At 63.2% G+C, this 14,227-nt stretch carries 13 protein-coding genes; 3 read left to right on the forward strand and 10 right to left on the reverse strand.

Going from position 1 to position 14,227, the window contains the following annotated elements:
* Positions 1 to 27 precede the first annotated feature (27 nt).
* Complete coding sequence (locus U3654_RS12210) at positions 28 to 393, forward strand: hypothetical protein (RefSeq protein WP_324751824.1); 366 nt, start codon at positions 28 to 30, stop codon at positions 391 to 393.
* A 76-nt stretch (positions 394 to 469) separates the two neighbouring features.
* Here U3654_RS12210 and U3654_RS12215 read toward each other — a convergent pair whose 3' ends face one another.
* From U3654_RS12215 to U3654_RS12230, 4 genes are all read right to left on the reverse strand, one after another.
* Positions 470 to 1,555 carry a TRAP transporter substrate-binding protein gene (locus U3654_RS12215; protein ID WP_324751825.1) on the reverse strand — a complete coding sequence of 362 codons (1,086 nt, stop codon included), beginning with the start codon at positions 1,553 to 1,555 and terminating at the stop codon, positions 470 to 472.
* Between the two features lie 137 nt (positions 1,556 to 1,692).
* Positions 1,693 to 2,235: a biotin transporter BioY gene (locus U3654_RS12220; protein ID WP_324751826.1), complete on the reverse strand. Its 543-nt coding sequence runs from the start codon at positions 2,233 to 2,235 to the stop codon at positions 1,693 to 1,695.
* Between the two features lie 91 nt (positions 2,236 to 2,326).
* On the reverse strand, positions 2,327 to 2,923 hold the full coding sequence (locus U3654_RS12225; protein WP_324751827.1) for an energy-coupling factor transporter transmembrane component T: 597 nt from the start codon (positions 2,921 to 2,923) through the stop codon (positions 2,327 to 2,329).
* A complete protein-coding gene (locus U3654_RS12230; RefSeq protein ID WP_324751828.1) occupies positions 2,898 to 3,620 on the reverse strand; it encodes an ABC transporter ATP-binding protein in 723 nt (240 codons plus the stop codon). Before U3654_RS12230 ends, U3654_RS12225 begins: the two co-directional genes overlap by 26 nt.
* Positions 3,621 to 3,746: 126 nt before the next feature.
* Between U3654_RS12230 and U3654_RS12235 the strand changes: the two genes are divergently transcribed.
* Together U3654_RS12235 and U3654_RS12240 are read left to right on the forward strand one after the other, a co-directional pair.
* Positions 3,747 to 5,927, forward strand: a complete 2,181-nt coding sequence (locus U3654_RS12235) for a thiamine pyrophosphate-dependent enzyme (RefSeq protein ID WP_324751829.1) — start codon at positions 3,747 to 3,749, stop codon at positions 5,925 to 5,927.
* The gene (locus U3654_RS12240; RefSeq protein WP_324751830.1) at positions 5,924 to 6,952 is read left to right on the forward strand and encodes an ACP S-malonyltransferase; all 1,029 of its coding nucleotides are present in this window, start codon (positions 5,924 to 5,926) and stop codon (positions 6,950 to 6,952) included. The genes U3654_RS12235 and U3654_RS12240 overlap by 4 nt, the downstream gene beginning before the upstream one ends.
* A gap of 8 nt (positions 6,953 to 6,960) precedes the next feature.
* Here U3654_RS12240 and U3654_RS12245 read toward each other — a convergent pair whose 3' ends face one another.
* The 6 genes from U3654_RS12245 to U3654_RS12270 form a co-directional block, all read right to left on the reverse strand.
* Positions 6,961 to 8,361, reverse strand: a complete 1,401-nt coding sequence (locus U3654_RS12245; protein WP_324751831.1) for a TRAP transporter large permease — start codon at positions 8,359 to 8,361, stop codon at positions 6,961 to 6,963.
* Positions 8,362 to 8,374: 13 nt separating this feature from the next.
* Entirely contained in the window at positions 8,375 to 9,007 is a 633-nt protein-coding gene (locus tag U3654_RS12250; RefSeq protein WP_324751832.1) for a TRAP transporter small permease, read from the reverse strand.
* Between the two features lie 63 nt (positions 9,008 to 9,070).
* A complete protein-coding gene (locus U3654_RS12255; protein ID WP_324751833.1) occupies positions 9,071 to 10,087 on the reverse strand; it encodes a C4-dicarboxylate TRAP transporter substrate-binding protein in 1,017 nt (338 codons plus the stop codon).
* 91 nt (positions 10,088 to 10,178) lie between these two features.
* The gene (locus tag U3654_RS12260) at positions 10,179 to 11,213 is read right to left on the reverse strand and encodes a PAS domain-containing sensor histidine kinase (RefSeq protein ID WP_324751834.1); all 1,035 of its coding nucleotides are present in this window, start codon (positions 11,211 to 11,213) and stop codon (positions 10,179 to 10,181) included.
* Between the two features lie 141 nt (positions 11,214 to 11,354).
* The gene (locus U3654_RS12265; protein WP_324751835.1) at positions 11,355 to 12,140 is read right to left on the reverse strand and encodes a carnitinyl-CoA dehydratase; all 786 of its coding nucleotides are present in this window, start codon (positions 12,138 to 12,140) and stop codon (positions 11,355 to 11,357) included.
* On the reverse strand, positions 12,137 to 14,176 hold the full coding sequence (locus U3654_RS12270) for an acetate--CoA ligase family protein (RefSeq protein WP_324751836.1): 2,040 nt from the start codon (positions 14,174 to 14,176) through the stop codon (positions 12,137 to 12,139). The genes U3654_RS12265 and U3654_RS12270 overlap by 4 nt, the downstream gene beginning before the upstream one ends.
* Positions 14,177 to 14,227: the final 51 nt, after the last annotated feature.

Below are 14,227 nucleotides of genomic sequence, written 5' to 3' on the forward strand. Positions count from 1 at the left end.
AGCAAAACGCGCGCTTAGGCTGAAGGCATGGACCCTGACCTGACGCCGACATTTAATGCCTTGCGGCCCCTCTACAGCCGCCATGCGGAGACATGCGTGGTCATGTCCGACACGTCCGAGCGCTATTGGCTGGGAACACATGAGCAGCGCGCGCGAGACGGGTATCGCACCGATTTCGGCGGCGTGCAGATCAATAAGGCGTATGTGTCGGCCCATTTGATGCCGGTCTATATCCATCCCGACATGCTGGAGGGCCACAGCCCCGATCTGAAAAAACGAATGCAGGGCAAATCCTGTTTCAACTTTAAAAAGCCCGACGCGCGCCTGTTCGAGGAACTGGATCAATTGATAACGACGGGCATCGCGCGGTTTCAGCAGGACGGCCGGCTGTGATGCCACTGATAGCGCGCCACTAAAAAAGGCCCGGTGCAATCCACCGGGCCCTTGCCATTCACATTCGAGCCAATTCTCAGAACTTCAGATACTTCGCCCGTGCCGCCTGAAACGGTGCGTCGATCTGCTCGGTGCGCGTGCGCACCAGCGCGAGCGCGTCGAGGTAGCTCTGGGTTGTCTTCTGGACCAGCGGGTCGTCACTAGCTTGCAGCTCTTCGATCACTTCCATGGACGCCTTGGCGCCCGCTTCCATGATGTCGTCGGGGAACTGATGCACCTGCACACCATGCTCTTCGACCAGCGTTTTCAGCGCGCGCGGATCGTTGGCGATGAAATCGGCCGAGACCTGATCGTATTCCGCCTGACTGACATCGCGCACGATCGCCTGCAGATCATCCGGCAGCGCCTGATACTTGGCCTTGTCGACGACCAGTTCGGTCGCAAGGCCCGGTTCAACAAAGCTGGGCATGTAGTAGTGCTTGGCGACCTGATGAAAGCCCAGCGCCAGATCATTGTAGGGACCAACGAATTCGGCAGCGTCCAGTGCGCCCGATTGCAGCGCCTGAAAAATCTCGCCGCCCGCCATGTTGGTGACGGTCGCGCCCAGTTTCTCCCACACGCGGCCACCAAGGCCGGGGGTGCGGAAACGCTTGCCCTTGATATCAGCGAGGCCGGTCAGCTCTTCGCGGAACCAGCCGCCGGTCTGGTTGCCTGTGTTGCCGGACAAAAATCCCTGCACGCCAAACTGGTCATAAATCTCGTCCCAGATCTCCTGCCCGCCCATATAGCGGACCCATGCGGTCAGTTCGGCGGTGGTCATACCGTAGGGGACGCCGGTGAAAAACGACAGCGCGGGCGATTTGTTCTGCCAGTAATAGGCGGCGCCATGGCTCATCTCGGCGGTGCCGTCGATCACGGCATCAAGGCTTTGCAATGGTGGAACCAGCTCACCTGCCGAATAAACCTGCACTGTCAGGCGGCCACCCGAGGCAGTAGTGATCCGGTCGGCAAGGCGCTGCGCGCCAACACCGAGGCCGGGGAAATTCTTGGGCCAGGTGGTGACCATGCGCCACGTGATATTGCCCTGCGCGATGGCCGGTGCGGCCAATGCTGTCGCAGCGGTGCCGATAGCACCCGCGCGGATAAAGGAACGACGATCCATTAAGTAAACCTCTCAGTTATGTCGGATAGCGCGGGGGCAGATAGGCTATGCAGGCCACCCCCCGCGATCGTGCGGCAAATTAATCAGCGGGCACCGCAAATGTCCATTGCAACATCGGAACCGTTTCGCGCCGGCCCTCAGGCCCGCGATAGCACTGCGCGGGGCCGCGCGCGGTAGAGGGCCGAGGTGATGAGGCCCGCCAGCACCGCCTTGACCGCGTCGCCGGGGATGAACGCCGTGACCAGCAGCGCGGCCTCGCTCAGCGATTTATCCAGTACCTGCGCAAGTCCGATGATGCCAAATGCATAAAGGACAACACCCCCGACTGCCGCCGCAACGCCCGCGGCCACGGCCAGCGGCACACTGCGCCAGCTTTGGGTGATGAAACCCGCGACGAAGGCGGCAACCGGGAACGCCACGAAAAATCCGCCCGTCGGCGAGACGATCACGCCCAGCCCCCCGCGTCCGCCCGACAAGAGTGGTAGACCAAGGCACACCAACAGCATGAACAGCAAAACCGCCATTGTGCCGCGTTTTGCGCCCAGAACCGTGCCGCACAGCATGACACCCAAGGATTGCGCCGTGATTGGCACACCGAAAGGAAGCGTGACCTGCGGGATAATCCCCAGCGCAGCGATGAGCGCGGCGAAAAGTGCGACGAGGGCGATGTTGCGTTCCATGGACTGGCTCCTTTTGGGCGTTTGGGGGTCAGTTGCGCTGGAACGGGGGCGCGTGGCAACTAAAAATTAAACTTGGGCTCGGATGAAATTCCTACACCCCGCCCCGCGCCTTGATCGCGTCGGCCACATGCTCGGCGTCGTCTATCGCACAGAGGGTAAAGGGCAGCACGATGCGCCAGCCGGGCCTGCGCGGCGACCTCGCGCGCCACGCGCGTGTCAACTGCACGCCCTTGCCTGCCAGCATGGGGGTAAAGCGCACCACCAGCGCGATCCCCAACTCTAACGCGCGCGTGTCGATGCCAAGGCGGCGCAGAGGTGCCGCCAGCCAGCGCACGACGCCGATCATATCACTCAGCCGCGTCGTCATGGTTACCAGATTGGCCAGCCCCACCGCCGTCACCAGCCGCAGCGCGATCACCGCCCCCTGCCCCGGCGTCGCCGTGACCGCGTGCCATACGAGGATGATCGCGAGGAATGGCCACAGCACGCGCAGCCGCACCATACCCGAGCGAAAGAACACCGTCCCCGGTGCCGCGTATAGCGCCAGCATGCCAGCAAATGCGGCCACATGCCCGGCAAGGCTGCTCATAGCAAAGAGGCCCATGGTGGCGAGGCAAAGCGCGCCTAGCTTGGCCCCTGCGCGCCAGCCATGCGCGCGTGTCTCAACCGGCGAGGTCAGAGATATCATCCATCCCTCCCAGCCGCTGCATTTCCACGGCAAAGGCGTCTAGCACCTCACGCGCCGCGCCATCCTGCGCAATCTGACCATCCGCAATCCACAGGGCGCGATCATAGCCCGTCAGCACGCCCGGATCGTGCGAGATATGGATCAGATGTGCATCCACGCCATCCAGATAACGCATCAGCTGCATCCGCGTGGGGATATCGAGGCCCGACAAAGGCTCGTCCAGCACGATCAGGCGCGGGCGCATCGCGAGGATCGCCATGAGGCAAACCAACTGCTTTTGTCCTTGGCTCAGCGGATGCACAGCCGCGCCCGCCCAATGCCCCTTGCCAAAGCGTTCGAGGATAGCGCGCACGCCGGTTGCAGCCTCGGCCTTGGACTGGCCCAACTGGCGCAAGCCAAAGGCGATTTCTTCGTCCACGGTCGGAAAGATGATCTGGTGATCGGGATTCTGGAACAGGATGCCAACAGTGCGGATCGCGGCCTTGCGATCCTTCGCGACATCTACCCCGAACAGGCGCACGGTCCCGCTATCCGGCGTTTGCAGCCCGGAGACAACGCGCGCCAGCGTGCTCTTGCCCGACCCGTTGCGCCCGACGATGCCGATACGACGCTCGCCGCCGCGCAGGGTGATCCCGTGCAGGATCGCCCGCCCCTCGAGGGTCAGCGACACGTCGTCGATTGCCAGCGGATCGCTCACGGCCTGTTTGCCCCCGTCCTTTGCCCGCCTGACTTAGCCGGGCAGCACCGGGGAAAACAAGGCTTGAGATGCGCGCGAGCCGCGGGCAAGGTGCGCGCCAAGCCCACCGCCGACAGGAGTGCACCGATGGACCGCGCGCAGATCGTGCATGAGAATTTCCGCGCCCGCGTCGCATCAGGTGATCTGCCCACCGGTGCCACACCGAACGGCGCGCTGAGCAACACCGAGGCTGTCACATTGTTCCGCGCGCAATGCCTCAGCCGCGCGCTGGATCGCACCAGCCGCGCGATGCAAAAGGCGGGTCAGGGGTTTTACACCATCGGATCATCGGGGCATGAGGGTATGGCGGCGGTCGCCCATGCGCTGCACCCGGACGACATCGCGTTTCTGCATTACCGCGACGCCGCGTTCCAGATCGCCCGCGCTGGACAGGTGCCGGGGCAGTCGATCACGTGGGACATGCTGCTCAGTTTTGCCTGCTCGTCCGAGGATCCAATTTCAGGTGGGCGGCACAAGGTGCTGGGGTCCAAGTCGCTGATGATCCCGCCGCAGACCTCGACCATCGCCAGCCACCTGCCCAAAGCAGTCGGCGCGGCCTACGGTCTGGGCCTTGCGCGGCGCCGCCCGCCCGAGCATCGTATACTGCCGCATGACGGCATCGCTATGGCATCCTTTGGCGACGCGTCTGCCAACCATTCGACCGCGCAGGGCGCGATCAACACGGCCGGCTGGACCTCTGTGCAATCGGTGCCGATGCCGCTGCTGCTGGTCTGCGAGGATAACGGCATCGGCATTTCCACCCAGACGCCCAAGGGCTGGATTGCGGCCAGCATGCAGCACCGCCCCGGCATCCGCTATTTCCACGCCGACGGGCTGGACCTCTACGACACAGCTCGCACGGCGGCAGAGGCTTCGCACTATGTGCGCACTCAGCGCAAGCCGGCGTTTCTGCATCTGACGATGGTGCGCCTTTATGGTCATGCGGGCGCGGACCTGCCTACGACCTACCTGCCGACGGCACATGTCGAGGCCGAAGAGGCGAACGATCCGCTACTGCATTCCGTCCGGCTGCTGGACGCGGCAGGCGCGCTGCCGCGAGAGGATGCGCTTAGCATCTACGACGAAACCAACGCCCGTGTCGCCCGCGTCGCGGACGAGGCGACACAGCGCCCCCGCCTGAAAACAGCCAGCGACGTCATGGCCAGCATCATCCCACCCAAGCGCGACTGCGCGCCCACCAACGGGCCAAGTGCCGCCGAACGCGACGCCGCATTCGGCAGCGATTTGCGCCAGATGGAGCAACCCCAGCCGATGAGCCGGCTCATCAACTGGGCGCTGACCGATCTCATGCTGGCACATGATGTAATCGTGGTGATGGGTGAGGATGTCGGCCGCAAGGGCGGCGTTTACGGAGTGACCCAGCGTCTGCATCAACGCTTTGGCACCGACCGTGTCGTCGACACGCTGCTTGATGAGCAAAGCATTCTGGGTCTCGCTATCGGCATGGCGCATAACGGCTTCGTCCCCATGCCCGAGATCCAGTTTCTCGCCTATCTGCACAACGCCGAGGACCAGCTGAGGGGTGAGGCCGCGACGCTGCCGTTCTTCTCCAAGGGCCAGTTCACCAACCCGATGGTGCTGCGCATCGCGGGCCTTGGCTATCAAAAGGGCTTTGGCGGGCATTTTCACAACGACAACAGCCTCGCGGTTCTGCGCGACATTCCCGGCATCATCGTCGCCTGCCCGTCGACCGGCCCAGACGCGGCCATGATGCTGCGCGAATGTGTGCGGCTGGCGCGCGAGGAACAGCGCGTGGTCGTCTTTGTCGAGCCCATCGCGCTCTACCCCATGCGCGATCTGCACGATGCGGGCGACAATGAATGGATGGGCCACTACCCCGGACCCGACGAGCGGATCGCACTGGGTAGCGTCGGCGTGCATGGGCAAGGCCGCGATCTGGCCATCGTGACCTATGGCAACGGCCATTACCTGTCCCGTCAGGCGCAGGAGGTGCTGCGCGTCGAGGGGATCAACGCACGCGTGATCGACATGCGCTGGATCGCGCCGCTGCCCGAACAGGCGCTGCTGGACGCCACACGCGGGTGCAAATCCGTGCTGATCGTGGATGAATGTCGCCGCACCGGCGGACAGGCCGAGGGGCTGATGGCCCTCTTTGTTGAGCGGGCCGAACTGCCGGTCAGCCGCATTACGGCCGAGGATAGTTTCATCGCCACCGGACCGGCCTATGCAGCGACCATGCCGTCGCGCGACAGTATCGTCGTCGCCGCAAGGGAGGCCTGCGAATGAGCTGTCGCGCCGTTCTGATCTGTCCCGGACGGGGCACCTACAACAAGGCCGAGTTGGGCTATCTGGCGCGCCATCACGGTGGCAACCGCCTGCTGGACACGTTCGATGACCTGCGCCGCGCCGAGGGCCAGACGCCCGTAACCGAACTGGACAGCGCCGAGCGGTTTTCGAACGCCGTTCACACCGTCGGAGATGCCGCCTCGCCGCTGATCTACGCCTGCTCTTACCTCGACCGTCACGCGCTGGCCGACGATATTGAGGTGGTCGCCGTTACCGGCAATTCGATGGGTTGGTACACCGCGCTGGCCGCCGCAGGTGCGCTGGACGCGGCGGGTGGATTTCAGGTGGTGAACACGATGGGGCGCCTGATGCAGCAGGCGGCGATTGGCGGGCAACTGGTCTATCCCTGCACCGGCGCTGATTGGCGTGCCGACCCTGCGCGGCGGGCCTCGCTGTTAGAGACCGTGGCGCAAATCGACAGCGGCGACGCTGTGTTGCGCCTCTCGATAGACCTTGGCGGGATGCTGGTTCTGGCGGGTGACGAGGCGGGGCTGGCCGAATTCGAGGGGTCCGTGCCGCGTATGCAGGACCGCTTTCCCATGCGCCTGCCGCATCACGCGGCGTTTCATACGCATCTGCAAGAGCCGGTGGCGCAAATGGGTCGCGAGGCATTGCTTGCGTCGCTATTTGCCCAGCCAAACCTGCCGATGATCGACGGGCGCGGTGCGATATGGTGGCCGCATGCCACCGATCCCTCCGCTCTGCGCGACTACACGCTGGGCGCGCAGGTGACGCAGACGTATGATTTCACCCGCGCCATCCAGATCGCCGCGCGCGAATTCGCGCCGGACATGTTTATCGTGACCGGTCCCGGCAACACGCTGGGCGGGGCGGTGGCGCAGTCGCTGATCGGGTGCAACTGGCAGGGACTGGACAGCAAGGCGGCGTTTCAGGCCCGGCAGGACGAATCGCCGTTATTGATCTTGATGGGGCTGGAGGACCAGCGCGACATCGTGATGGAGTAGATCCCCGATCACGCCAAAGACGGCAGCCACAGCACGATCGCCGGGAACGCGACCAGCAGCCCGATGGTGATGCCATCCGCGATGAAAAACGGTGTCACGCCCTTGAACACGTCCTGCACGCTAAGGTCAGGCCGAACGCCTGCCACGACAAAGCAATTCAGCCCGATAGGCGGCGTAATCAGGCAGAATTCGGCCATTTTCACCACCAATATGCCGAACCAGATCGCGCACATTGGTCCGCTCATCCCGAAGGTGCTGTCCGCCGCACTGACATATTCGCCCCCGTTCAGCGCCATGACCGCCGGATAGACGACAGGCAGGGTCAGCAACAGCATCCCGATGGCGTCCATGAACATGCCCAGCACCGCGTAGGCCAAGAGGATGCACACGAGGATCAGCATGGGCGACACTGTCAGCGATGTGATCCAGTCCGAGAATGCTCCGGGCAGGTCCGCAAACCCCAGGAAGCGCACATAGATCAGCACGCCCCAGATGATGGTAAATATCATCACGCTCAGCTTGGCGGTTTCCAGCAGGGCCGATTTCAGTTCGGCCCAGCGCATCCCGCGCCAGAGCGCCATGAGAAACACGACAAATGCACCGATGGCCCCGCCCTCGGTCGGCGTGCCCCACGCGTCGCCGCCGAAGGGGTTGTAGACAAAGAGGACAATGGTCGCGACGACAAACAGGATGGGCAGTGCGGGTGGCAGCGACGCGAACCTTTGCCGCCAGGTAAATCCGCGCACCGGCGGGCCAAAGCCGTTGATACTAAGCGCCATGCCAATGATGAGGATGGCATAGACCAGCGCCGAGAAGACGCCGGGGATAAAGCCTGCGAGCAGCAGCTTGCCCACGTCCTGCTCGACGATGATGGCGTAGATGACGAGGATGGCAGAGGGGGGGATCAGCGAGGCCAGCGTGCCGCCAGCGGCAACGACGCCTGCCGCGAAACGCTTGTCGTAGCCGATTTTCAGCATTTCGGGGATGGCGATGCGCGCGAACACCGCCGCCGTGGCCACGGATGCGCCCGACACGGCAGCAAACCCTGCAGTGGCAAAGATAGTCGCGACTGCCAGCCCCCCCGGCACCCACGCAATCCATCGTTTTGCGGCCTCGAATAGCGCCTTGGTCAGGCCTGCGTAATAGGCCAGATATCCGATCAGGATGAAGGTTGGGATCAGGCTGAGCGCCTGATTGGACACTTTCGAATGAGGCACCTGACCCGCCGTTTTCACGGCCACTGTCAGCGCCCAGACGAATTCGTCGCCCGCATAGCCCTTTTTCGACCAGAATATCCAGATGAGACCGATCAGCCCCGCCATCGCGGCGGCGAAGGCCACGCGCATTCCCAGAACCACCAGCACCAGCATGATTCCGGTGACGATCAGGCCAATGTCGATTGGGTCCATCAGGCGGCCCCTCTCATGTGTCTCGACCGCTCAGCTGCTCGGCCTCCATCTGGGCCTGCGTGGCGGCGTCGATGACCATCGGGACGGCCACAGGCGCATCCGTGCCGGTGATTAGCGCGCGCATGTAACCCACCGCCTGCAACACCAGCCGCACGGCCAGCACCGAAAACGCGACCGGCACCAGCAGCTTGGCGGGCCAGATCGGCAAGGCGATATCCATAGAACTGTCACGGCTCCAGAGCGGCGCGGCAAAATCAAAGCTGCGCGAAAAATGCGCCCATGATCCCCAGATCAGCAGCGCGATCAGCAATAGGATGGCAAGCGTCGTGATCAGTTCGACCAACCACAGAACGCGGCCCTTGAGTGCGCCGACGACGATATCCATGCGGATATGCCCGCCATCGCGCTGCGCGTAGGAAATGCCCATAAAGGCGATCAGCGGCATCGCCTGCTCAATCCAGTCGACATAGCCGGGCAGCGGCTGATTGATGAAATTGCGCCCCGATACCGATACGACCGCCAGCAGCATCAGCGAAAATACGGCGACGCCGCTGACCAGCGCCAACACCCGCTCAAGCTTGTATAGCCGCTGGTCCAGGCGGCTGAGGACGCTATCGTCGGTGAGGACAGAGGCGGCTCCGGCCATGGGCGACTCCTATTGGTAGGTGCGATCAGCGCGCCCCGAAGCAGGTCCGGGGCGCGGCAGCAATCACTCGCCCTTCAGCTCGGCCAGATTGCCGGTGGCAAAGTCATACAGATCCTGCGCAGGCAGACCGCGCGCGCTCATATCCTCTACCCACGCTGTCGCGGCGGGGCCAGCGACCGAATCTCGGAAGGCCGCAATCGACTCGTCCGAGAATGTCACGCGTTCGATACCGCGTTCATCCAGCGCCGGACCCCACTTGGCCATCGTGTTGTTCTCGTAATTGTCGACGTAGTAGTCGAGCGCCTCGTCGATGGAGCCCAACAGCGCCTCACGCTCGGCGTCGCTCAGATCATTCAGCGCGTCGGTGTTGGCTACGACGGGGCAATTCACGGTGCCGGGGTTCAGGTTGGTCGTCCACCACTTGCCATTTTCGATGGTGCCAAAGGACATATGCGCGTGGGGCGCGAACGCGACGGCAGTGACGACGCCGCTATCCATCGCCTGACGCACTTCGCTGGCCGACATCGAGGCGGGCACGGCGCCGACCGCTTCCATCGCGGACCCTATGCCACCAGTGGCGCGCACGGCGAGGCCGTCGAAATCCTCAAGGCTTTGCGGCGCGTCGCCAACGCCGACGAGGTTATATTGTGGCATCGGCGAAGGCATCAGCAGCGTTGCGTTCCAGCGGGCCAGATCCTCCTGCACGGCGGGCTGTGCATAGAGGGCCATCGACAATTCGCGCTCTTGCTCCAGCGTCTCGACGCCGAGGAACGGCAGTTCCAGCACGGTCAGGGTCGGGTTCTTGTCGCGGTGATAACCGGCACAAAACTGGGCCATCTCGAACGCACCGATTGAAATGCCGTCGAGGTTTTCCTTGTTCTTACTCAGGCCGCCATAGCTAATGTTCAGGGTGAATTCACCGCCGGTCTTTTCGCTGACCAGCTCGGCCAGTTTTTCAACATGCTCGGTAAAGGCGCGGCGTTTACCCCAGAGCGATACGTTCCACTCAGTCGCCATCGCCTGCCCGGCGAAGGTCATCGCGACGCTGGCCAATAAGGCGCGTTTCACGAATACGTTCATGCTAATAACTCCCTGTCGTTTTTATATTGTCTGCAGACGATAGACCAAGGCACGGCGATGCCAAAGCCACTTTTTTCCGCGCGGCACAGCGTTAGATGCGCGGCATCCGAAAGGTGAATACCGTGCCGACCCGGTCCGAGGTCATGGTCAGATCGCCGCCATGCGCGCGCGCAATCTCGCGCGAGATGAACAGGCCCAGGCCCAATCCCTGCTGCGATTGGCGCACTATACCTCGCGCGAAGGGCTCGAATAACATCCGGCGCACATCTTCGGGGATGGGATCGCCAGTGTTGGTGACCCACAGGTAGAACGATCCATCGCGATCCTCGGCGCTCAGCGTGACAGGCGCGCCCTTTGCGCCATGCGTCACCGCGTTCGCCAAAAGGTTCGAGATCAATTGCGCAATCCGCCCCGAGTCGCATTTTAGCGGGTCGCAAAACGAATATTCGGTCAGGATCTCAACGTTGGGGTGGGCCAGTTCGATCTCCTGCGCCACATGTTCGAGGATCGGTTTCACGTCGTAGTCAGTGTGCCGCTCGATACCCAGCCCGCCGCCAAGGCGCGCGCGGGCGAAATCCATGACGTCGTCGATCAGCCGGGCAATCCGGTTAGTCGAGCCTTGGATCGACTCGACCATCTCCAGGGTCTGCGTATCCTGCGTTCCCCGCCCAATGACGCGCGACGCGGCATTGATCGCCGCCAGCGGATTGCGCACGTCATGGCTTAGCACGGCAATGAACTGCTCGCGCAGCGCCGCCTCTTGGTCGAGCGTCTTGAGCTGAGCTGACTGCTCTCGCTCGGCGGTGATGCAGCGCGCCGAGCAGAAAAAATAGTCATCCTCAGGCACGGCATGCCACGACAACCATTCGTATTGGCCATCCTTGCGCCGGAATCTGTTGGCGAAATTCAGAACAGGCAGGCCGCAACCAACCCGCTCAAAGGCGGCCTCAGAGCGCTTGACATCGTCGGGATGGACCAGATCCAGGAACGAGCCCGCCGCAACCTCTTCGTGGGTATATCCCAGGACATTGAACCACGCGGGATTGGTGACGACAAAGCGCCCCTCACGGTCCAGAAAACCCAGCAGGTCGGGGGTCACCATCCATGTGCGACCGCTAATATCCATTTGTTTCACTGTACTTAACCGGTCCCGCTGTTTTGCTGCCGCACTTTATCACCCGGCTAAGCCGGAGTCACCATCATTGCAATACCCCCTTTTCGCAACCTGCGTCGCGAAAGGGGGATACATAATGGTCGCGAGCAGCCCCTAGCGGCCTTTCCAGACCGGATCACGTTTTTCGGCAAAGGCGCGCGCGCCTTCCAGCTGATCCTCGGACGAATAGAGCGCATCGACGGTCGGATATTGTCGGCGCGCGATCTTGTTCATCGCGGTCTGAAAATCACTGCCCTCTGCATCGCGCACGATCTCTTTCAGCGCGGCATAGACCAGCGGCGGGCCATCAGCCAGTTGATCGGCCAGCGCCCGCGCCTCGCTCATGAGGTCAGCAGCGGGCACAACACGGTTGATCATGCCCCAGCGCGCGGCCTCTTCGGCGTCGATCCAGCGACCGGTCAGCAGCATTTCCATCGCGATATGATAGGGGATACGCTTGGGCAGCTTGACGCTGGCCGCATCGGCCACGGTGCCCGAGCGGATTTCCGGCAAAGCAAACTGCGCGTGATCGGCGGCAAGGATGATATCGGCGCCTAGCGCCAGCTCCAGCCCGCCACCACAGCAGATGCCGTTGACGGCGGCGACGATCGGCTTGTTCAGATCGCGCAGTTCCTGAATCCCGCCAAAGCCGCCGACACCGTAATCGCCATCGACCGCATCGCCATCGGCAGCGGCCTTGAGATCCCAACCGGGGCAGAAAAACTTTTCGCCGGCGCCAGTGATGATCGCGACGCGCAGTTTGTCGTCGTCGCGAAAGTCGCGGAAAACCTCGCCCATGATGCGGCTGGTTTTCAGGTCGATCGCATTGGCCTTGGGCCGGTCCAGCGTCACCTCCAGCACGTGACCGCGCGTTTCGGTCTTGATCGGACTGTCTGTCATGTCATCTCTCCTGTTCTGATTAGGGCGTCCGCTGCAACGGCGCGGGTAGGGGTGCAGATCAACGGATTGATCTCGACCTCCTGCAAGGCATCTGCATTCTGAATGGCGTAATCCTGCACGGCCATGACGGCGCTTACAATCGCCGTGCGGTCCGCGCCGGGCTGACCGCGATAGCCCGCCAGCAAGGGCGCGATGCGCAAGCGATCCAGCGCCTCGGCAATATCCGCCTCGCTCACCGGCAGGATCATTGACGCGCTGTCCTTGAGGATTTCGGTCAGAACGCCGCCCGCTGCGATGGTCAGCACGAAACCATGCGCCGGATCGCGCACGACGCCAATCAGCAGCTCCGCAATTGCGCCGGTGATCATCTCTTCCAGCAGATAAGCGGGCGCATTCATGCGCTCCGCCGCCTCCATCATGGCCTCGGGCGAGACAAGGTTCAACGCCACAGCGCCTGCCTCGGTCTTGTGGGCAAAGCCTTCGCCCTTCAGCACCAATGGCAAAGGCATGGAGCGAGCCGATGTCCTGAGGTTCGCCGCCTCAACCCGCTGCGATTGCGGCACGGTCAGCCCATGCGCGGCCAAAGCCGCTTTGCTGGCCGCCTCGCTCAGCACGGCGGCGGGGCGATCCTCGCCCGGTAGCAGAACCGGCAAGTCGGGCGCATGGTGCCGGCCCAGCGCGGCGGCCACCTCAATCGCGCTCATCGCCTCTTCGATGCCCAATAGGGGGACCAGCCCGGCATCGATGATGCGGCGCGCGGTGGCCTCGCTGAGATTCTCGGGCAGGGTTGCGACAAAGGCCAGCGGCGTGCCGCTGGCGCGACTGGCAGCCGCCCCTGCGGCGATGGTGCAATCCCAAGCCGTATCACTGCAACGATCCGTGCGCGGGAAATCAACGACAAGACACCCAAGCGCGATGTCGCCCGTCAGTGCGGCTGTAAACGCCTTGGTCATCGCAGGGACGTCATCCCAGATGAATGTGTGGTAATCCAATGGGTTGGCCAGCGCTACCATCGGGCCCAACGCAGCACGCAGCGCACAACGCTGCACCTCGCTGATCGCCGGAAAGGTGACGTCCCGCCCGACGGCGGCATCGGCCATCAGGCTTGCCTCGCCGCCCGAGCAGGACATCGACACGATCCGGTTCGAGGGTAGCGGCCCGGCCAGATGCAGCAGCTTGAGCGTCTCGATCAGCTTTGGCAGGCTCTCGACCTGCGCAATTCCAAGGCGCTTCAAAAGCGCCTGCGCCCCCGCATCGCTACCTGCAAGCGAGGCGGTATGCGACACCGTCGCAGCGCGCGCCTGTGGCGATTTGCCAGCCTTGAGCGCGACGATAGACTTGCCCTTGGCGCGCGCACTTTCGGCCAATGCCTCAAAGGCGCGCAGATCGCCAATGCCCTCGATGTGCAGGCCCAGCGCACTGACACGGTCATCCTCCAGCAGCGCCTGCCCGATTTCTGCCAGCCCGGTCTGCGCCTGATTGCCCGCCGTGGCCACATAGGCCAGCGGCAGCCCCCGCGCCTGCATCGTGAGGTTGATCGCGATATTCGAGCTTTGCGTGATCAGCGCCACGCCCCGGTCGCACCGCTCGCCGCCATGCTGGTCGGGCCACAGCAATGCACCATCAAGATAGTTGATGAACCCGTAGCAATTCGGCCCGATGATCGCCATTTCGCCTGCCGCATCCAGCAGTCGATCCTGTAGTGCGTCGCCATCCCCCGTCTCGGCCTGCGCCTCGCGAAAGCCGCTGGCAAAACAGACGGCACCGCCCGCGCCCATGGCGCTGAGGCCGTGCACAACATCAATCGTGGCAGTGCGGTTAACCCCTATGAAGCAGGCATCCGGAACGCCCGGCAGATCGGCGAGGGCAGGATAGGCTTGCAGCCCCGCCATTTCGGCGCGCTTGGGATGAACCGGCCAAATCGGCCCGTCAAAGCCCATACGCTGGCACTGCTCGATCACCGACGCGCACCAGACACCGCCACCGATGACAGCAATGGATTTCGGACGGATCAGACGGGAAAGGTCGCGTGTCATCGGTGGGTCACCTCTAAAAGAGATTCGATGACCTTCCCTCTCGGTGGGCAA

Source organism: Roseovarius sp. Pro17, assembly GCF_035599575.1.
Lineage (GTDB): Bacteria > Pseudomonadota > Alphaproteobacteria > Rhodobacterales > Rhodobacteraceae > Roseovarius.

Bases quoted from the DNA above. Each gene is read 5' to 3' on its own strand.
- U3654_RS12210 (WP_324751824.1), top strand. From the start codon at position 28: ATGGACCCTGACCTGACGCCGACATTTAATGCCTTGCGGCCCCTCTAC.
- U3654_RS12215 (WP_324751825.1), bottom strand. From the start codon at position 1,555: ATGGATCGTCGTTCCTTTATCCGCGCGGGTGCTATCGGCACCGCTGCG.
- U3654_RS12220 (WP_324751826.1), bottom strand. From the start codon at position 2,235: ATGGAACGCAACATCGCCCTCGTCGCACTTTTCGCCGCGCTCATCGCT.
- U3654_RS12225 (WP_324751827.1), bottom strand. From the start codon at position 2,923: ATGATATCTCTGACCTCGCCGGTTGAGACACGCGCGCATGGCTGGCGC.
- U3654_RS12235 (WP_324751829.1), top strand. From the start codon at position 3,747: ATGGACCGCGCGCAGATCGTGCATGAGAATTTCCGCGCCCGCGTCGCA.
- U3654_RS12240 (WP_324751830.1), top strand. From the start codon at position 5,924: ATGAGCTGTCGCGCCGTTCTGATCTGTCCCGGACGGGGCACCTACAAC.
- U3654_RS12245 (WP_324751831.1), bottom strand. From the start codon at position 8,361: ATGGACCCAATCGACATTGGCCTGATCGTCACCGGAATCATGCTGGTG.
- U3654_RS12250 (WP_324751832.1), bottom strand. From the start codon at position 9,007: ATGGCCGGAGCCGCCTCTGTCCTCACCGACGATAGCGTCCTCAGCCGC.
- U3654_RS12255 (WP_324751833.1), bottom strand. From the start codon at position 10,087: ATGAACGTATTCGTGAAACGCGCCTTATTGGCCAGCGTCGCGATGACC.
- U3654_RS12260 (WP_324751834.1), bottom strand. From the start codon at position 11,213: ATGGATATTAGCGGTCGCACATGGATGGTGACCCCCGACCTGCTGGGT.
- U3654_RS12265 (WP_324751835.1), bottom strand. From the start codon at position 12,140: ATGACAGACAGTCCGATCAAGACCGAAACGCGCGGTCACGTGCTGGAG.
- U3654_RS12270 (WP_324751836.1), bottom strand. From the start codon at position 14,176: ATGACACGCGACCTTTCCCGTCTGATCCGTCCGAAATCCATTGCTGTC.